This is a genomic window from Candidatus Omnitrophota bacterium (genome assembly GCA_023819145.1).
GTDB lineage: Bacteria > Omnitrophota > Gorgyraeia > DTHP01 > DTHP01 > JBFWKV01.
On the sequence record JAMWCW010000010.1, the window covers coordinates 1 to 16714 of the forward strand.

22 protein-coding genes, 2 tRNA genes and 1 other RNA gene are annotated in these 16714 nt (G+C 36.9%); 24 read left to right on the top strand and 1 reads right to left on the bottom strand.

The window, feature by feature from the left end; genetic code table 11:
- Window positions 1-116 precede the first annotated feature (116 nt).
- Together NC818_05685 and NC818_05690 are read left to right on the top strand one after the other, a co-directional pair.
- Window positions 117-677 (top strand): hypothetical protein, encoded by a 561-nt coding sequence (locus tag NC818_05685; protein ID MCM8784245.1) that lies wholly within the window; start codon window positions 117-119, stop codon window positions 675-677.
- A 40-nt stretch (window positions 678-717) separates the two neighbouring features.
- A complete protein-coding gene (locus NC818_05690) occupies window positions 718-1140 on the top strand; it encodes a hypothetical protein (GenBank protein ID MCM8784246.1) in 423 nt (140 codons plus the stop codon).
- A gap of 305 nt (window positions 1141-1445) precedes the next feature.
- On the opposite strand, the gene NC818_05695 is transcribed toward NC818_05690, so the two are convergent.
- On the bottom strand, window positions 1446-2573 hold the full coding sequence (locus tag NC818_05695) for a hypothetical protein (protein MCM8784247.1): 1128 nt from the start codon (window positions 2571-2573) through the stop codon (window positions 1446-1448).
- A 221-nt stretch (window positions 2574-2794) separates the two neighbouring features.
- Between NC818_05695 and NC818_05700 the strand changes: the two genes are divergently transcribed.
- The 22 genes from NC818_05700 to NC818_05805 all read left to right on the top strand — a co-directional run bounded on the left by NC818_05700 (window position 2795) and on the right by NC818_05805 (window position 16707).
- The gene (locus NC818_05700) at window positions 2795-3064 is read left to right on the top strand and encodes a DUF5659 domain-containing protein (GenBank protein MCM8784248.1); all 270 of its coding nucleotides are present in this window, start codon (window positions 2795-2797) and stop codon (window positions 3062-3064) included.
- A gap of 12 nt (window positions 3065-3076) precedes the next feature.
- Window positions 3077-3706, top strand: coding sequence for a CHC2 zinc finger domain-containing protein (locus tag NC818_05705; protein ID MCM8784249.1), 630 nt, complete (start codon window positions 3077-3079; stop codon window positions 3704-3706).
- 6 nt (window positions 3707-3712) lie between these two features.
- Window positions 3713-4552 (top strand): hypothetical protein, encoded by an 840-nt coding sequence (locus tag NC818_05710; GenBank protein MCM8784250.1) that lies wholly within the window; start codon window positions 3713-3715, stop codon window positions 4550-4552.
- Window positions 4553-4581: 29 nt separating this feature from the next.
- Complete coding sequence (locus tag NC818_05715; protein MCM8784251.1) at window positions 4582-5022, top strand: hypothetical protein; 441 nt, start codon at window positions 4582-4584, stop codon at window positions 5020-5022.
- 15 nt (window positions 5023-5037) lie between these two features.
- Window positions 5038-5280, top strand: coding sequence for a hypothetical protein (locus NC818_05720; GenBank protein MCM8784252.1), 243 nt, complete (start codon window positions 5038-5040; stop codon window positions 5278-5280).
- Between the two features lie 39 nt (window positions 5281-5319).
- Window positions 5320-5706 (top strand): phBC6A51 family helix-turn-helix protein, encoded by a 387-nt coding sequence (locus tag NC818_05725; GenBank protein ID MCM8784253.1) that lies wholly within the window; start codon window positions 5320-5322, stop codon window positions 5704-5706.
- Between the two features lie 11 nt (window positions 5707-5717).
- Window positions 5718-5900 (top strand): helix-turn-helix domain-containing protein, encoded by a 183-nt coding sequence (locus NC818_05730; GenBank protein ID MCM8784254.1) that lies wholly within the window; start codon window positions 5718-5720, stop codon window positions 5898-5900.
- Between the two features lie 36 nt (window positions 5901-5936).
- On the top strand, window positions 5937-6086 hold the full coding sequence (locus NC818_05735; GenBank protein MCM8784255.1) for a hypothetical protein: 150 nt from the start codon (window positions 5937-5939) through the stop codon (window positions 6084-6086).
- Between the two features lies 1 nt (window position 6087).
- Window positions 6088-7164 carry a tyrosine-type recombinase/integrase gene (locus NC818_05740; GenBank protein ID MCM8784256.1) on the top strand — a complete coding sequence of 359 codons (1077 nt, stop codon included), beginning with the start codon at window positions 6088-6090 and terminating at the stop codon, window positions 7162-7164.
- A 7-nt stretch (window positions 7165-7171) separates the two neighbouring features.
- Window positions 7172-7245 (top strand) — tRNA-Ile (locus NC818_05745).
- A 19-nt stretch (window positions 7246-7264) separates the two neighbouring features.
- Window positions 7265-7338, top strand: a tRNA-Val gene (locus tag NC818_05750).
- Window positions 7339-7363: 25 nt separating this feature from the next.
- Window positions 7364-8071, top strand: coding sequence for a C4-type zinc ribbon domain-containing protein (locus NC818_05755; protein MCM8784257.1), 708 nt, complete (start codon window positions 7364-7366; stop codon window positions 8069-8071).
- A gap of 52 nt (window positions 8072-8123) precedes the next feature.
- Window positions 8124-8588 (top strand): ribonuclease HI family protein, encoded by a 465-nt coding sequence (locus NC818_05760; GenBank protein ID MCM8784258.1) that lies wholly within the window; start codon window positions 8124-8126, stop codon window positions 8586-8588.
- A 38-nt stretch (window positions 8589-8626) separates the two neighbouring features.
- Window positions 8627-9017, top strand: an RNA gene (gene rnpB / locus NC818_05765) — RNase P RNA component class A.
- Between the two features lie 72 nt (window positions 9018-9089).
- Window positions 9090-10625, top strand: a complete 1536-nt coding sequence (locus NC818_05770) for a glycosyltransferase family 39 protein (GenBank protein MCM8784259.1) — start codon at window positions 9090-9092, stop codon at window positions 10623-10625.
- Window positions 10626-10629: 4 nt separating this feature from the next.
- The gene (locus NC818_05775; protein ID MCM8784260.1) at window positions 10630-11529 is read left to right on the top strand and encodes a PfkB family carbohydrate kinase; all 900 of its coding nucleotides are present in this window, start codon (window positions 10630-10632) and stop codon (window positions 11527-11529) included.
- A gap of 54 nt (window positions 11530-11583) precedes the next feature.
- Window positions 11584-12402 carry an LPS export ABC transporter periplasmic protein LptC gene (gene lptC / locus NC818_05780; protein ID MCM8784261.1) on the top strand — a complete coding sequence of 273 codons (819 nt, stop codon included), beginning with the start codon at window positions 11584-11586 and terminating at the stop codon, window positions 12400-12402.
- Between the two features lie 33 nt (window positions 12403-12435).
- Complete coding sequence (gene lptB, locus NC818_05785; GenBank protein MCM8784262.1) at window positions 12436-13161, top strand: LPS export ABC transporter ATP-binding protein; 726 nt, start codon at window positions 12436-12438, stop codon at window positions 13159-13161.
- Window positions 13162-13248: 87 nt separating this feature from the next.
- Window positions 13249-13545, top strand: coding sequence for a ribosome-associated translation inhibitor RaiA (raiA, locus tag NC818_05790; GenBank protein MCM8784263.1), 297 nt, complete (start codon window positions 13249-13251; stop codon window positions 13543-13545).
- A gap of 2 nt (window positions 13546-13547) precedes the next feature.
- Window positions 13548-14819 carry a trigger factor gene (tig, locus tag NC818_05795; GenBank protein ID MCM8784264.1) on the top strand — a complete coding sequence of 424 codons (1272 nt, stop codon included), beginning with the start codon at window positions 13548-13550 and terminating at the stop codon, window positions 14817-14819.
- Between the two features lie 51 nt (window positions 14820-14870).
- A complete protein-coding gene (clpP, locus tag NC818_05800; GenBank protein MCM8784265.1) occupies window positions 14871-15479 on the top strand; it encodes an ATP-dependent Clp endopeptidase proteolytic subunit ClpP in 609 nt (202 codons plus the stop codon).
- A gap of 88 nt (window positions 15480-15567) precedes the next feature.
- Window positions 15568-16707, top strand: coding sequence for an alanine--glyoxylate aminotransferase family protein (locus NC818_05805; protein MCM8784266.1), 1140 nt, complete (start codon window positions 15568-15570; stop codon window positions 16705-16707).
- Window positions 16708-16714: the final 7 nt, after the last annotated feature.

Here is a 16714-nt window from a genome sequence, read left to right on the forward strand (position 1 = left end):
ACACAAAAAGGTTATTATAGCAGAGGTAACGAGGAGTGGATTACTTATAGCAACTGGATGACGGAGAAGGCCGGAGATACGATTACTTTTTATTTGAAAGATGGGAAGGTTAAAGGGTGGCTGGAGAAATGAATAAAAAACAATTGATAGTTGCTGGGATAATAAAATCATTATTACCAATTTTAATATTGCTTCTATTGCCCATTTCTTTATTTGCGGAAACCAAAGATTTCTTTGAGCTTATATTTGAGGCAGAAATTGAGGATATGAGAACCGGCTTGCAAGCGTGGACAGACCAGAAGGAAATCGAAAAATTATCAGGGATAACATTAGACGATGAATATGTGAAGAAGTTATATCAGGAATTTAAGAGCGTTCTCATTAATCCTCCGAACCCAGATACCTACACAAAATATAGCATTAAAAACGAAAAAGAGGTATTAAAAAGAACTGAACAATTAGGCCGTAGGCTACACAATTTGCTTATGGCTTTATCAGAGGAAGATTTTGAAAAGTACGGTAACTTAATAGCCGGGATGAGAGAACTGCTTTACATTGACGTAAAGCATATTCCTTTGGCAATCAAAGGTGACGAATCTCGTGTTATCTACTGGTATACGTGGCATAATAGCGTATTGGAATTAATAAAGAAAGAATACTCAAGGTTATTTGAATGAATAAAAAACAATTAATTGTTGCTTGTGATAAAAATAGGTTATGAAACAAGAAATTAAAGCCTGCCTTAAAAAAATTGGTTTTCTTCCAATTAATAAAACTCTTTGGCATACCTTAAAAATAAATCATATTAAAAAGAACAAAAACGAATGGAAAAAGATTAGACAAACAATTAAAAATAAAATTGGTAATAAAGGCGGTATATACATATATAAAAATGCATCAAATAAAATTCTTTATATCGGAGAAGGAAAGCGGATTAAAGACAGATTATATATGCACCATCGTGCATCTTTTGAGCCAGTTCCAGGCGATACTGAAAATATGAGGTGGCACAGATTTTGGTCAAAACATAAAGGTAAATTAACAGTTTATTGGAAAGAACAAAAAAACAAAAGAATCCAGAAAATGATAGAGCAAATGTTAGAATACGTATTAGTTCCTAAATTTGTAAAGTTTAAATGAATAAAAAACAATTAATAGTTGCTTGGAATTTGAGGGGACGTTTCTCCTTCCTATCGAACTGCACCCTACTTGACGGAAGTCTTTATCCCACATATAGAAAGCCCTTTGACTTAGTTGCCAAAGGGCTTAATCGTTCTAATTGGCTGCCCTTCATCAACGAATTTAGAACTATCTTATTAGAGATTCCGCAAGAATTTTTATATCACGAATTGCTGGAAATGGCAAGATAGAATAAATCTCTACCCCACCATTCAGTCTACATTAATTTTTTTCATCCGCTATCTGCTTTCACTATTAACAAGGTGCTAAATTTGACTGGAGCATATCTTCTGTAATTCTCTTTTTATTTTATCATGTGTAAAGTCTACTGCTAATCTTTTCTTTGTAATCTTTTCAAAGAGTTCAAACATTTTCATAATCTGTTTACTTCTGTGTATAATAAAATTAGAAATATGCTGAGTAGAGAAACAATCGGGAGGAAAAATATCAAAAAAACAAGGAGGAACAACCTTATTCTGAATTCTTCTCTTCATAAAATTAGTTACCCTACTTTTCTCCCATCCATATTCTTTCTTAAAGAATTCTTGCCATTTTTTATAATTTTCTTCCATCTCCCACATTATTTTTATCATGGAGAAGACTTCTTCAAAAAATGGTAGAGCATTATAAGTTATGATATAAAAACCCCTTCCTCTGCTTTTCTCTAACAAGGGGAATCCTATGGTTTTTAAAGTATAAAGTAATTTTCTAAAATCGGCTTTCTTTTCCTTTGCCAATTGATATACTGATTTAGCTTTTAGGATATTATCTAATAGTTCTTTCAGGTTATTTCTATCGTGTCGATAAAAATCGTCTTTTATTAAACGAACTACTTTTTTATCATTAAGCATCTTTATCTTTTCGTATAAATCCTTTAAAGGTTTTAGTTGCGTCTGTATTAATATTTCTATAGTTTCATTTACCTTTCTGTCTTCTAAAGACGGGGGAGGAATTGTAGAAGGCACAAAGGAAGTTTCTTCTAAAAAATTCTTTCCCCTTTCTTTTTCCAATTTTTCTTTCCGCCTCTCACCTTCCCACTCATATCTATCTTTTAATTTCTCCTCAGAGAGCAACTCAGAAATTTTTCCCTCTATTATAAAATGAGTGTCAGGGTAAGTTTCTATCTTCGGATTCTTTATCCACTCTTTACTTTTACAGTAATAATCTCCTGCTATTTCATTCACAAGACTATCTAATTCCTCTTTCTTATCTTCTCTAGGCCAATATCTCTCTAACTTTTTATATTTCGGGTGATTTTCAATTTCCGCTTTTATTATTCTTAAATGTGCTTTTATTCCTTCTCCATTATTGCTTTCCCAATCTCTAAGAAATACCTCTGTTATAACTATTCGTATAGCTACCTGAATAGCTTCGTTAAATTTCTTCTTATCCATCTCCCTCCTCCATTTTTTATAACATTTTTATTTTAAATCTATTATAAAAAAATGTCAAGTTTTTTACTATTGATTCTATATTGATGGGAAAATATGAATAACCCAAACAGTTCACCTATGGAAATCTGGTCTAAATTATATGGTAAGCCTATTTCCGAAGAGGAATATAAGGAGATTTGTCAGAATTTAGATGGATTTTTTCTCTTTATTAAAAGAATGGGATGATGAGGAAAGGGTGGAAAAAGAGAATGATGAAGGAAAACGATGTATTTCTGACCAAAGACCTCTATGAGGCATCTTTCCTTTATGCTAACCGCTTAAAATTACTTGATTTACAGAAAGAAGATAGGTTTTACTGGTTTGTCTTTGAGAATAAAGAATTAGCTGAGGAATTATCTAAAAAGTATTGGCAAAGGGAAGCTCCAATTGATGCCTCTACCTATGCGGAGGCTATCCGTTCTTTAAAAGATAGGCTCTATGCAAGAAAATGAAAGGAGATTGAGATGGAAAGACAATATTATTTTGATGAGGATTTAGGGAGGTATGAGGAAATCCTACCCAAATATTACCATCACAATCTAACCGATAGAGAACTTATTCAGACCTTCTTCTCTTCTTCCCAAGAAGCCCAAAAGCTTTTCTCAGAGAAAATTAAGGAATGGCAAGAAGTAAAAGAAAAAATTCTCCAGACAGAAGTTAAGCCTGCTCTTAAAGAAATAAGAGAGATTAAAGATGAGTTTGGTAGATGGTTCTGGAGAGAAGCACTTAAAGTTTTGGTAGATGAGAGGCTAATTGAAGCAATAAACCATATTCAAAGGTTAAAACGCTTAAAACTCATCGCTTCGGATAAGCCTGAGGGAAAAATAAAGAACTTTGAAGCAGAAGTAGGGCTCGCCCGCCAGACTCCGATTTTAAATATTGCCTTTTCCTTTCTCCAGTTGAAGAAATCCGGTAGAAATTATACTGCCCTCTGTCCCTTCCATCCAGAAAAACATCCCAGTTTTTACATCTACCCAGAGACTAACTCTTTTTATTGTTACGGATGTAATCAAGGAGGTGATGTAGTAAAATTCGTCCAGTTGGCTTTAAATTATGATTTTAAAGAAGCAGTTGCATATCTAACAAGGAGGTGAATAGAGATGGATGAGAAAACTTTAGAGCAAGAATTTCAAAGGGTAGAAAAGGAAATCGAAGATGAGGAATTGATTCGCAGAAACAGAGAACATCTAAAAGCGAAGTTTTTACCTCTCTCAAGGCAAGAATTGTTGGAAGTGTTAGGTTTAACTGTTAAGCAAGATGATACAAATAAACTTATCACCTTTTTATGTTGTCTATCAGCCTATACGGAGAATAGTCAATTTAATATCAGTTTCAATGCTCCTTCCTCTACGGGTAAATCCTACATCCCAATTGAAATAGCCTCTCTTTTCCCAAAGGAAGATGTAATTAAAGTAGGTTATTGCTCTCCGACTGCTTTTTTCCACGATAAAGGCAAATTTATAAAAGAATTAGAGGGTTATTATATTGATTTGGAGCGAAAAATTCTAATCTTTTTAGACCAGCCTCACACCATTCTTTTACAGCACCTAAGACCTCTTCTTTCCCACGATGAGAAGGAAATCCATACGAAGATAACCGATAAAAGCCAAAAATATGGATTAAAAACTAAAAATGTGGTTATAAGAGGTTTTCCATCGGTTATCTTCTGTTCAGCAGGATTAAAGATAGATGAGCAAGAAGCCACAAGATTTTTATTGCTTTCTCCAGAAATTACTCAAGAGAAAATTAGAGATGGAATTTTAGAGGCCTTGAAGAAAGAGGCAGATTTTGAAAGTTATTTAGCGCAGTTAAACAGCAATCCTAAAAGACAACTTTTAATTGAGAGAATAAAGGCTATTAAGGAAGAAAAAATAGAAGAAGTAAAGATACACAATCCCAAATACATAGAGGGAAGATTTTTTCTCTACATAAGACCTTAAAACCTCGGCACCAGAGAGATGTAAGAAGGTTGATTTCTATAATTAAAAGCCTTGCCCTGCTTAATCTCTGGCATAGAGAGACGACAGAGGATTTAGATGTGATTTTAACCTCCGATGAGGATATGCAAGAAGGCTTTAGGCTCTGGGAGGAAATATCCTTTAGCCAAGAGTTAAATCTTCCTCCTTATATCTTCAAGGTTTTTGAAGAGGTAATTTTACCTCTCTATCAGGAAAAACAGCAAGGATTAAACCGAAAGGAGATTATGCAGGGGTATTTAAGGATTTACAATAGACCCATAGCGGAGTGGCAATTAAGGCGGGAGATTATTCCAATGTTAGAGATGACCGGGCTGATAGTCCAAGAGCAAGACCCGGATGATAGAAGGAACAAGTTAATTATACCAGTCTACCCTACCATCCAGTCTACAATATCTAAGACGAAAAATAATGTAGACTACACGGTAGGGTAAAAGGAGGTGATAAATATGTCTTTGGAATCAAGGATAAAGAAAATAGAGGGAAAGGTTGGGGAAAAGAGTAAAGACTTTGCTCCTTTTATGCTTATCCTCTATCAAGACGATAATAAAGAGGAGATTCTTAAACGCCTTAAGGCTAAATATGGAGAAGATTACGAACCACGTATAATAGTTATATCTCCAATATCCAGAGAAGAAGCAAGGAGAGAAAGAGGAAATACCCTCTTTTATAAAGAAATTGAGGAATTATAAACAAAATTAATCAAATTTTGACAGATTTAAGGGGGTAATATGCAGGAAGAATTGAAGAAATTAACTAACCGGCAATTGATGGCTATAAGCCATATCATTAACTCCGCTTCCATTGAGGAGGCTTCTTCTAAGGCGAAAGTATCCAGAAGCACCTTCTATAAGTGGCTAAAGGATGAGGATTTTAAAGCGGAGTTAAAGAGACAAAGGGATGAGGTTATTCGGAGTGCTTTAGATAGGCTAAAAAGTGCGATTACTAAGGCAGTTGAGGAGTTGATTAAACTAACGGATGCCCAGAGGGAAGAAGTAAGAAGATTAGCCTGCAACGATATTATTACCCATGTTCTAAAGAGCATTGAGATTGAAGATATTGAGCAGAGATTGGATAAGGTGGAGAGGATAGTTTTAGAAAGGAAGACTTATAAATAAACGATTGGATAATGGAAAGACGGTTTATAGGTATAGATGATTTGGCCCAGTATTTAGATGTAAACAAAGGGACGCTTTATGTCTGGGTCTGCCAGAGGAGAATCCCGTATTTAAAGTTGGGCAGATTGTTAAAATTTGATATAATGGAGATAGAGAAATGGTTAAAGGATAAAAGGGTGAAAGAATTAACTTGACAATGTATATACAAATATTATAATATAAGTGTGGCTATGGTAAAGAAAAAGCAGATAAACTTAAGGATTAGTGAGCAGGATAAGAAGATGCTTGAACAAGACGCTGAAAAGGAAGAAAGAAGCATCAGTAATCTACTTCTCTGGTGCTGGAAGCAGTGGAGGAATAAACAGAGAGGAGGCAGGTAAGATGGGTATATTCCTAAAGAGAGGTAATTGGTATATAGATTATTATGTTCAGGGCAAACGTAAGAGGGAAAAGATTGGACCCAGTAAGAGGCTGGCGGAAACAGTGCTAAAGAAGAGAAGAGTGGAGATTGCCGAGGGGAAATTTTTAGATGTTAGGAGAGAAGAGAAGATTAAATTTGAGGATTTTGCTGAGGAGTATTTAGAGTTACATTGTAAGCCAAATAATAAGTCCTGGAGGGGATTTGACCGACACAATATAAATGCTCTTAAGAAATATTTCTCCGGTAAATACCTTTATGAGATTACCCCATTATCGGTTGAGAAATTTAAGGCAGAGAGAGTTAAAGAAGTTTCTCCGGCAACTGTGAATAGGAATTTAGCCTGTTTGAAGTCTATGTTTAATCGGGCTATTGAATGGGGTAAGGCTAAAGAGAATCCGGTAAAGAAGGTAAAATTGTTTAAGGAAAATAATAAGAGGCTTCGTTATTTAGAGAAAGAAGAGATAATCAAATTACTGGCGAATTGTAATAAGTATTTAAGACCAATCGTAGTAGTTGCCTTAAATACCGGTATGCGTAAAGGAGAGATTTTGGGACTTAAATGGCACGATGTTGATTTTACACGAGGGATAATTTATCTCCTCAATACTAAAAATGGTGAGAAAAGAGAAATTCCTATGAATGAACAGGTCAAAACTGCTCTTATAAGGGTTAGAAAACATCCGGAGAGTCCTTATATCTTTTGTAAGCCGGATGGCAAGCCTTATGGGAATGTCAGAAAATCTTTCTATACAGCCTTAAAGAAATCTGGTATAATTAATTTTCGGTTTCACGATTTAAGACATACTTTTGCCTCGCAATTGGTAATGTCAGGAGTAGATTTGAATACTGTAAGAGAGTTAATGGGGCATAAATCCTTAGAAATGACCCTTAGATACAGCCATCTATCACCAGACCATAAGAAGCGGGCAGTGGACATTTTGAATAAGCGAATGGACACTTTTTGGACACCAGAGGTGAAAAGCGAGACTGCAGAGAAAAAGACTGAACTTGCAACTCTTAGTAATATAATTAGTTAGTTATTTTGGGCCCATAGCTCAGATGGTTAGAGCAGCTGACTCATAATCAGCGGGTCTGAGGTTCGAGTCCTCATGGGCCCACTCTAAATAAAAAGTTTTTGGGCGCATGGCTCAGTTGGTTAGAGTGCTGCCCTCACATGGCAGAGGTCGAAGGTTCGAATCCTTCTGCGCCCATTGAAGAAAAAGGATAAGATTGGCGATGGCCGGAATAAAAGAGCAGTTGGGGATATTGATTCAATTGCAGAATATTGATAAGGAAATTTATGACCTGCGGGAGACATTAGCCGATAAACCGCGGGAGGAAGAGGCGATTCTTAAGGTTTTTGAGGAGAAAGAAAGGTTGTTTAAAGAATTGGAAGAAAAATCAAAACAGAAGAAAATTAAACTTAAAGAGCAAGAATTGGAACTTAAATCTAAAGAAGAAAATGTTAAAAAATTACAGATTCAGCTTTATCAGGTAAAAACCAATAAGGAATATGCCTCGATGCAGAAAGAGATAGCGGATTTAAAAGCGGATAATTCTGTATTAGAGGAAGCGATTATTAAAGAAATGGAAGTAATAGATATTTTAGATAAGGAAATAGGGAAAGAAAAGGTTGTTTTAGAAGAAGAGAGAAAAAAGATGGAAGAGGAAGTGGCACGGGTAAAAAAGGAAACAGAGGAATTAAAGACAAGATTAAATAACTTGGAGAATTCGCGTGGTGAATTTGTTTCCAAAATTGACCTGCCCATTTTAACAAGATATGAACGCCTTTTGGAAAATAAGAATGGGAGAGCATTGGCACAGATTATCAAAGATTCCTGTTCGGGTTGCAATATGGGGCTTCCTCCACAGGTGATCAGCGAAGTAAGGATCGGAGAAAAGGTTGTTACCTGTGAGAACTGTATGCGCATTCTTTATATATAAATATAAAAATACATAATAGAGATTAGAGAATCGATAAACAAGAAGATAGGAAATGAGAATAAAAAAAGTAGAAATTTTTACCGATGGTGCTTCTTGGGGGAATCCGGGAAAAGCAGGGATAGGGGTAATTATTTGCGGGGATAATAAAAAAATAATAAAGGAATTTGGAAAGTATATTGGTGAGGCTACAAATAATGTGGCGGAGTATATGGCTTTACTTTATGGTTTAGAGGAGTCATTGAATTTAGGGGTGGAAGCAATAAAGATTAACTTAGATAGTGAACTTTTAGCAAAGCAGATTAAAGGTGAATATAAAGTTAAAGAACCACATTTAAGAATGCTTTTTGAACAATTAGCGGTTTTATGCAAAAAATTTAAAAAAATAGAGCTTAAAAATATTCCGCGGGAAAAGAATAAGAAGGCAGATAAATTAGCAAATCAGGCAATTAAGGAGGCAGTAAGGAAGAATTTATCTCCGGAAAATATTTGTTTGCGGAAAGAAAAAGAGCTCTTTTAAAACACGAATTTTACGGATTACCACAACACTTACGCATGTAAGCAGGCAGAGATGGTCACTCCGTCACATTTTGTGACGGGGAGGAAAGTCCGGGCTCCCCAGGGCAGCGTGCTGGATAATCTCCAGGCTTAAGGGACTATATTTCCTTAAGACGGAAAGTGCCACAGAAAATAGACCGCCTGCCACAAAACTTGGCGAGGTAAGGGTGAAAAGGTGGTGTAAGGGACCACCGCTCTTGTGGTGACACAAGAGGCAGGGTAAACCCCACGCGGAGCAAGACCAAATAAGAGAGAAGTAATGTGCCCGTTACGCTCTTACTCTCGGGTAGGTCGCTAGAACCCGGCGGTAACGGCGGGTCAAGAGAAATGACCATCAATCACAACCATAATCAGTGAGGCACAGAACCCGGCTTATCTGCCTGCTTTATAAATTTTGTCCCCAAGATAAAGCCTCCCTTGCTAAAAAGGGGGATAATGAATTTCAGATCATTTTTTTAGAAAGATGCAGGATAAATTCTCTTGGCGCAAAGCCAGTTTTATACTTATTATTATCTACATTGTTCTTTCTCTTTGGAGAATTGAACTTTTTCCTCCACAAGTAGATATCTACTATCATCTGGGAGTGATGCAAGGATTTCATTTAGCAGGGGGAATTGTTACTTGGGATTTCTGGGAATTTGCCCCCGAGGGGAAGCCCCACTTTTATCCTCCTTTATTACACATTCTTATGCTCTTATGCTATAGATTAGGACTTTCTAAAATATCTATAGCCATTTTTTTTAGTTTTATTATCTTTCCGCTCTATATAATTACTTTCTGGTTTGTCATAGATAGGTTATTTAATTCCCGCTTAGCCTTTTTTGCAGTATTAACAAACCTCCTTTCCTACAATTTGTTCTTGGGAATTACGAATACAATAGCGGCTACTTTAGCGTTGGTGATTTTATTCTGGTTATTTTTTTCGCTTGAACGCAATAAAAATGTTTCTTTAGTGATTTTAACTTCCTTGCTCTTCTATGCCCATTATGCTATTTCCACTATGGGAATCGGTGGTTTAGTTTTTTATGTTTTATTTAGAAAAGGTAAAAAGATTAAACCGCTTTTGTTTATAGCTGTGGGGATGATACTTGCTTTACCCTGGATTCTGCATTTTGCTTTTAATTTTAGCTATCTTCTTAAAACAATTTACTATGACCGCGACTTACCCGTTAATATTCTGTTACTATTACTCTCTTTGTTAGGAATCTTTTATTGTTTTAGGTTCAAAGGGAAGTATCTTTTCTTCGTCTTCCTTGTTTTTTTTGCTTTACTGGGGGCGTTTAAACATCTCTATCGCTTCTTTAATACTCAAGGTGCGGTGGGAATTGTTTTTACTGCTGCTTTTTTCTTGGAAAGATTGTTTGTCACATTCTCCTCCCAAAAAACATTGCATCAGTTAACTTGGGTTTTGATTCTGTTTTTTGCTTCCAATCTCTTATCCTACAGTGTTGGATTTGATTTTAATCCTTTTTCTTTAAACAAATTTGTTTCGGATAGTGTGTATTGGAATTTATTAGTATATCCGTTTACCGACCCCTCGGTATATAACTTTAGAGGAGTTTGTTTTTATCGCAGTTATGGGGAAGAGTTCAAGGAAGCAATAGATATTATTAATACCCACACAGATAAAAACGATATAATTTATAGCAACTTTGGATATCAAGCAGGGATTCTCTGTGCCTTTACAGAAAGAGCAAATGCTACTATGTCTCCTTACGATGAGAAAAATTATACTTATAATCCCTACATTCCTAAAGCCAAGTTGGTCGTGTGGTTAAAAAATCTTGAGGGTAAAATGGACGAGGAATTGATTAAATACATTTCTTTATTTAGGTTGGAGAAAATAAGAGAGACGAAGGAGTTTTTTTATTTCTATAAAAATCCATATGCTAAATTTAAAATGCAGGTGCGTCAAGCAATAATTCCTGCAGAATTAGCATTTTTAATCGTATTTATTTTTTTGGGGATTTTAATCTGGGACGGGGTAAGGAAAGGTTAAACTTATGGCAATTTTAGTAGTGGGTTCAGTGGCTCTGGATACGATTGAGACTCCCTTTGGTTTAAAGAGGGAAGTTTTAGGAGGTTCTGCTACTTATTTCAGTTTAGCGGGAAGATTTTTTCATCCTGTAAGAATAGTGGCGGTGGCAGGTAAAGATATGTCCAAGGAGAAACTCTTTCTTTTAAGGAAAAGAAATATTGATTTAGAAGGACTAGAGATAAAAAAGGGTAGGACCTTTCGCTGGTGGGGAAGGTATGGTAATGATTTTAACCATCGCCAGACGATAAAATTGGAGTTAAATGTTTTTGAGAAATTTTCTCCTCGCCTTGCTTATCCTTATAATCGGACTCCTTTTGTTTTTTTAGCGAACATTGACCCGGTTTTACAAAAGAAGATTCTTGGGCAGATAAGAGGTAGAAGGTTTGTGGGTTCTGATACCATTGACCATTGGATTAGAAATAAACCCGATGATTTACTTTTGCTACTGAAAAAAACAGATGTGTTTTTTATTAATAATAGTGAAGCAGAACTTTTTTCCCAGCGTTCCAATATTTATCAAGCAGCGCGATGGTTAGCAGGAAAGGGGCCGGAAGTGGTGGTGATTAAAAAGGGAGAGCAGGGTGCTTTAATGTTTTGCGGTAATAGATTTTTCTCTTGTCCTGCTTTTCCGGTTAAAGAAGTAGTTGACCCTACGGGCGCAGGAGATGCTTTCGCAGGAGGATTTATGGGATACATTGCCAGTTATAAAAGGGTTTACGAAAGAGAATTTCGTCGTGCAGTAGTCTGTGGAACAGTAATGGGGTCTTTTGCGGTGGAATCCTTCGGCCCACAACGGCTTTTAGATTTAAATTTCTTAGAGATTAAAAAGCGAATAAATTTTTTTAAAAAGCTTATCAATTTTTAATATCCACATATCCTTGACTTTCTTCTTTATTTTTGCTATTATTTCAGACGAAATATGTTGAGTAAAAGGGGACTTATTTTTATTTTTTTGTTTGTCTTTTTCGCTGGTTGCGCAAAGAAAGAGATTAAAAGTTTAATCTCTCCAGAAGAGTCTCTTTTAGAAGAATCCCCTTCTTCTTTACAGAAAATTGATAATTTTAGTCTTGAGGGTTTTACGGACAAAGGGAAAAAGCAATGGGAGTTGGAGGCAAAAACTGCAGATGTGACTGAGAATTTGGTGAAGATGGAAGAGGTTAAAGCTATCGCTTGGGGAGAGGAGGGGAAAATAGATTTAGAGAGTAAAAGAGGAGAATACGATAAGGAAGAGAAAAAAATACATTTGATAAATAACGTGCTGATAAAAACTTCAGAAGGCACAAAACTTACTACCGATGAACTAACTTGGGATGTCCAGAAACAAGAGGCTAATACCGATAAAGAAGTAGTAGTAGAGAGAGAAGATCTCGTTGCTCGGGGGAAAGGTGCGACCGCTTTGGCAGAGATGAAAAAAGTAGAGTTAAAAGAAAAAGTAGAGGTTAGAGCCGAACCGAAAACGGTGATTACCTGTAAAGGGCCTTTAGAGATAGATTATGAGAAAAATGTTTCCAAGTTTTATGAAGCAGTGGAAGTAGAGGATGAACGAGGCAAGATATTGGCGGATAGAATGGATGTGCTTTTTAATCCCCAAGAGAGAAAGATTGAAAAAGTCTTTGCCTATGGGAATGTGAAAATTCTCCATGGGGATAATGTCGCTTATGCAGATGAAGCAGTTTACGACGCCAAAGAAAGCAAGGTTATCCTTAAAGGGAATCCGCAGTTAGTAGTGGTGCCCTGAAATTTTAAAATTGTTTAAAGGTTAGGATGGATAATGGGAAATCTTTTGGAAGTGAAAGATATAAGTAAAGCGTATAATGGAAGGAAGGTTGTAGACGGAGCAGAGCTTCATGTAAGTAAAGGAGAAATTGTAGGGTTGCTTGGTCCTAACGGGGCAGGAAAAACCACCACATTTTATATGATTGTAGGATTGATTCATCCCGACAGAGGCAAGATAGTCTTTGACAATTGTGATATCACTCAATTACCGATGTATAAAAGGGCACGTTTGGGAATAGGGTATCTTTCTCAGGAGCCTTCTATTTTTAGAAAACTGACAGTAGAAGAAAATATTATGGCAGTTTTGGAAACTTTGGGTATTCCCTATGCAGAACGGAGGAGAAGATTGCAGATTTTGCTTGATGAATTAAAAATATCACATCTGGCAAAGAACACTGCTTTTACACTCTCTGGAGGAGAAAGGAGAAGGTTAGAGATTACTCGGGCATTGGTCACAAGACCCTCTTTTATACTCCTCGATGAACCCTTTAGCGGAATAGACCCTATTGCAGTTGCAGAATGTCAGGAAATTGTCCAGGAGTTAAAACAGAAAGGGATTGGGATTTTACTCACCGACCACAATGTAAGAGAGACTCTTGCCATTACTGACCGTGCCTATGTTATGGCAGAAGGGAAAATTCTTCTTTCAGGAACTGCTCAAGAGCTTATTAACGACTCTAAGGCAAGAGAGGTTTATTTAGGAGAGAAGTTTAGGATGTAGCATAAGATTTGCCGAATTGGTTATCTTGAATTGAGGCTCAGTTTTTATTAAGAATCACTGTTTTAGTTATAATGATGGAGGTGTAAAGTGCGCATTTCACTAACGGGAAGGCATTTTGATGTTGATGCTGATTTGAAGGCATATGTGGAGAAGCAAATAGACAAGCTTAACAGATACTACCACCATATTATTAGCGTGCATGTAATACTTGATGCAGAGAAATTTAGACAGCGTGCGGAAATTGTCCTTGCGCTTAAAAAACAGACTTTGAAAGTGCAAGAAGTTACTTCGGATATACATAGTTCTATAGACAGGGCTTTGAAGAAGTTAGAAGGGAAGTTGAAGCGTTTTGAAGAAAAGATTAAACTTCACAGAAAGGTGTAACAATGAAGAAGAAACTGCAGAAGGTAGACCATTGTCAGAGGGTTATGGAGATTGAAATTTATCCGGAAGAGATTGTTTCGATAGAAGAGGAGGTTTATCGGGATATTCAAAAAGTTGCTTCCCTTCCAGGATTTCGCAAAGGGAAAGCTCCTCTGGAAATGATTAAAAAGTTTTATCAGAATGAAGCAGAAAAAGAAATAGTTAAACGTTCTATCCCTGAATTTTTTAGAAAAGCGATTCTCTCGGAGGATTTAACTCCTCTGGCATTACCGCAGATATACGATGTGAATTGGCAGCGGGGAAAGCCTTTGTTTTTTAAAGCCCGATTTGAAGTAAAACCCGATTTTCGTCTGAAGCCCTACACAAACTTGAAGATAAAGAAGAAAAAATTGGAGGTTAAAGAAGAAGAGATAGATAAAGTGTTTAAAGGTCTACAGGAAAAATACGCAGAGCTTGCGACCATCGAACCCCGTCCTTTGCAAAAAGGAGATTTTATTCTCTGTGATTATAAGAGTAGAACAAAGGAAAGGGTTCTTGAAGACAGAGAGAATGTATGGCTTTCTCTGGAAGAGAATGCGAATTTTAGAGGATTTACCGAACAGCTATATGGAGCAAGAGTGGGAGAAACTAAAAGAATAGTTTTGAAAATCCCTCAAGAATTCCCCGATAAAGAGATACGGGGTAAAGAGGTTGAAATAGAAGTCAAGATTAAAGAGATAAAGGAGAAACGTCTGCCCGAAATAAATGACGATTTTGCCAAGACCGTAGGGAATTTTAATAGTATTTCTGACTTGCGAGAAGGCATAAGAAAAGACCTTTTATCTTTGAAAGAGATACAGCTAAAAAAAGAAATGGAGTCCCAGATTTTAGGAATTCTTCTTGAATTAAATACATTTACTGTTCCGGCTTCTTTAGTAGAGAAATCGAAGGATAATTTTATAAAGAGATTTCGTGAGGAATTAATTAAGAGAGGACTAAAGGAAAAAGAGATAGAAGAGGCCGATGAAACAATTAAGAAAAGGGCTGAAGAAGAAGCAGAGAAAGAGATAAGGATTTTCTTTATCTTAGCAGAGATAGCCGAGAAGGAAAACATTCAGGTGGCTGATGAAGAGGTGGAACAACAGATTAGAAAATTAGCAGAAGAATGGAAAGAAGATTTTGATAAATTAAAGAAAGATTTTCTGAAGAAGAATCTGTGGGAAGAGATAAGGGTAGAGTTAAAAGAAACGAAGGTTATGAAATTTCTGCTTAAGAATGCCCAAATAGAAGAATAGATGAGTAAGATGTTTTAAAAACAATTATCATTTTAACCAAAGGGAGGGACTATGGAAATTTTTAATCAGACATTGGTTCCTATCGTCGTGGAACAGTCCGCAAGGGGAGAAAGGGCATATGATATCTTTTCACGTCTTTTGAAAGATCGAATTATTTTTATAGGCACGCCTATCGATGATACGATATCCAATCTAGTAATTGCTCAAATGCTCTTTTTACAGATGGAAGACCCCTCTAAGGATATCAATGTTTATATTAATACGCCGGGAGGCGTGGTTACTGCGGGCCTTGCAATATATGATACTATGCAGTTTGTGAAACCGGATGTTGCTACTTATTGCGTAGGTCAGGCAAGTAGTATGGGCGCTCTTTTGTTAGCCGCAGGGACTAAGGGGAAGCGTTTTGCTCTACCCCATGCGCGCATAATGATACATCAGCCTTGGGGAGGAGTGAAGGGAGCAGCGATAGATATAAGTATTCAGGCAAAGGAGATTTTGAGATTGCGTGATAAAATAAACGAAATTCTTGCTAAACACACGGGACAGCCGTTGGATAAGATTCAGAAGGATACAGACCGTGATTACTTTATGTCGGCGGAAGAAGCGAAAGAATATGGATTGGTAGATGAGGTAATTGTCGGCAAGATACCGAAGAAATAATAAAGTGTTTGCTGTTGTGGTGGGTTACTAGAGTAAAATTTATAGATATTAAAATAGTGGAGTGAATAAAAAATAGAGGGAGGTAAAGATGCGTAAACAATTATTGCTTACTCCTGGCCCAACACCGGTTCCACCCGAAGTTTCTTTAGCCATGGCAGCGCCGATTATTCATCATCGCACTTCAGAGTATCGGGCTATCTTTGAGGAAGCGATTAAAGGTTTAAAATATGTTTTTCAGACAGAAAATGATGTATTTACTTTTGCTTCTTCAGGTACAGGAGCGATGGAGGCAGCAGTAGTTAATCTACTTTCGCCAAAGGATAAGGTGATTACAGTTCAGGGTGGAAAGTTTGGAGAACGCTGGACAGAATTGTGCCAAAGCTATGGGATGGAGACAGTGGTTATAGATGTGACTTGGGGTGAGGCGGTTGAACCAGCAAAGATTGCCGATATTTTAGATAAAGATGCACGGATTAAAGCGGTTTTTACTACCCTCTGTGAAACCTCTACAGGAGTGGTAAACGATATTAAAACCATTGCGCAAATTACCCAGAGACATAAAGCGGTTTTGGTAGTAGATGCTATTAGTGCGCTTGCTTCTGTAGAATTGAAAACCGATGCTTGGGGAGTGGATGTGGTGGTCGCAGGTTCACAGAAAGGGCTCATGCTTCCTCCGGGATTATCTTTCTTAAGCATCAGTCCCAAAGCATGGGCACTTGTTAATGAAGCAAAGGTCCCCCGTTATTATTTTGACTTAAAGTTAGCAAAGAAAGCCTTAGATAAGATTGATACTCCTTTTACTCCAGCGGTATCCTTGGTGATCGGTTTGCGTGAGGTTTTGCGAATAATACAGAAAGAAGGTTTGGAGAATATTTGGGCAAGGCATGCTTTAATGGCGCGGGCGACCCGTTCAGCAATGCTTGCTTTAGGATTGGAACTTTTTGCTCCCCGGGCTTCTTCAGATGCAGTCACTGCCGTAAAGGTTCCCTCGGGACTCGACGGTGAGAATATGGTTAAACTTCTGCGACAGAAATACGGCGTTTCTATTGCAGGGGGTCAAGATGAACTTAAAGGAAAAGTTTTCAGAGTTGCTCATATGGGATACATTACACCTGAAGAAATTCTTCTTACAATTTCTTGTATTGAACTTGCTTTAAACGAAATGGGCTACAAGGCTCCTTTGGGTAAGGGAGTGAAAGCCGCAGAAGAGGTTCTGGAAAAAAGATAATGAGGAG

Bases quoted from the DNA above. Each gene is read 5' to 3' on its own strand.
- lptB (MCM8784262.1), top strand. From the start codon at position 12,436: ATGGGAAATCTTTTGGAAGTGAAAGATATAAGTAAAGCGTATAATGGA.
- clpP (MCM8784265.1), top strand. From the start codon at position 14,871: ATGGAAATTTTTAATCAGACATTGGTTCCTATCGTCGTGGAACAGTCC.
- NC818_05690 (MCM8784246.1), top strand. From the start codon at position 718: ATGAAACAAGAAATTAAAGCCTGCCTTAAAAAAATTGGTTTTCTTCCA.
- NC818_05705 (MCM8784249.1), top strand. From the start codon at position 3,077: ATGGAAAGACAATATTATTTTGATGAGGATTTAGGGAGGTATGAGGAA.
- tig (MCM8784264.1), top strand. From the start codon at position 13,548: ATGAAGAAGAAACTGCAGAAGGTAGACCATTGTCAGAGGGTTATGGAG.
- NC818_05710 (MCM8784250.1), top strand. From the start codon at position 3,713: ATGGATGAGAAAACTTTAGAGCAAGAATTTCAAAGGGTAGAAAAGGAA.
- NC818_05725 (MCM8784253.1), top strand. From the start codon at position 5,320: ATGCAGGAAGAATTGAAGAAATTAACTAACCGGCAATTGATGGCTATA.
- NC818_05740 (MCM8784256.1), top strand. From the start codon at position 6,088: ATGGGTATATTCCTAAAGAGAGGTAATTGGTATATAGATTATTATGTT.
- NC818_05760 (MCM8784258.1), top strand. From the start codon at position 8,124: ATGAGAATAAAAAAAGTAGAAATTTTTACCGATGGTGCTTCTTGGGGG.
- NC818_05755 (MCM8784257.1), top strand. From the start codon at position 7,364: ATGGCCGGAATAAAAGAGCAGTTGGGGATATTGATTCAATTGCAGAAT.
- NC818_05775 (MCM8784260.1), top strand. From the start codon at position 10,630: ATGGCAATTTTAGTAGTGGGTTCAGTGGCTCTGGATACGATTGAGACT.
- NC818_05720 (MCM8784252.1), top strand. From the start codon at position 5,038: ATGTCTTTGGAATCAAGGATAAAGAAAATAGAGGGAAAGGTTGGGGAA.
- lptC (MCM8784261.1), top strand. From the start codon at position 11,584: ATGTTGAGTAAAAGGGGACTTATTTTTATTTTTTTGTTTGTCTTTTTC.
- NC818_05695 (MCM8784247.1), bottom strand. From the start codon at position 2,573: ATGGATAAGAAGAAATTTAACGAAGCTATTCAGGTAGCTATACGAATA.
- NC818_05700 (MCM8784248.1), top strand. From the start codon at position 2,795: ATGATGAGGAAAGGGTGGAAAAAGAGAATGATGAAGGAAAACGATGTA.
- NC818_05770 (MCM8784259.1), top strand. From the start codon at position 9,090: ATGCAGGATAAATTCTCTTGGCGCAAAGCCAGTTTTATACTTATTATT.
- NC818_05805 (MCM8784266.1), top strand. From the start codon at position 15,568: ATGCGTAAACAATTATTGCTTACTCCTGGCCCAACACCGGTTCCACCC.
- NC818_05730 (MCM8784254.1), top strand. From the start codon at position 5,718: ATGGAAAGACGGTTTATAGGTATAGATGATTTGGCCCAGTATTTAGAT.
- NC818_05735 (MCM8784255.1), top strand. From the start codon at position 5,937: ATGGTAAAGAAAAAGCAGATAAACTTAAGGATTAGTGAGCAGGATAAG.